Raw genomic sequence first — 568 nt, 5'->3', positions numbered from 1 at the left:
TGCGCACTTCCTTCGGTATCAATTTCAGACCCTTCTTGAACATGCTGTAGGGGGTCTGACCCTCCATCATCCTGCCCTGATGTGGCCGCTCGGTGTTGTAGTGTTCCAGGTAGCTATCCAGGTCTGTCTGCATCTGTTCTACCGACTCATACCAGGTCGTCCTCCCCTTGATACGGAAGTGCTCATCCAGCAGTGTGCGGTGCAACCGCTCGATAAAGCCATTGCTCTGCGGCCTGCGTACCTTGGTGGTCCGGTGCTCAATCCCCTCCAGTTGCAGGAACAGCTCGTAGGGATGATGGTCAGGGCGCCCACAGAACTCGCGCCCGTTGTCCGACAAGATGGTATAGACCCGAGCCTCATGGGCTTCGAAGAACGGCAGGACCGTTTCGTTGAGCACATGAACCGAGGTCACCGGCAGCTTGCTGGTGTAGAGCCGTCCCCAGGCGTGGCGGCTGTAGCAGTCCAGCACGGTTTGCAGATACACCTTGCCTACCCCCTTGAGTGCGCCGACGAAGAAGGTGTCGACCGCCACCAGTTCCCCGGTGTAGTGAACCTCAATTTGGCGTTC

Annotated in this window: 1 pseudogene; it reads right to left on the bottom strand. The window is 58.1% G+C overall.

Annotated elements, in window-relative coordinates:
- A pseudogene (locus PG879_RS20480) lies at positions 1 to 568 on the bottom strand (IS481-like element ISAs19 family transposase); the annotation flags it as partial.

The sequence above is a fragment of the Aeromonas sp. QDB63 genome (genome assembly GCF_027707425.1).
Lineage (GTDB): Bacteria > Pseudomonadota > Gammaproteobacteria > Enterobacterales > Aeromonadaceae > Aeromonas > Aeromonas caviae.
This window is presented reverse-complemented; position numbering and strand designations above follow the sequence as displayed.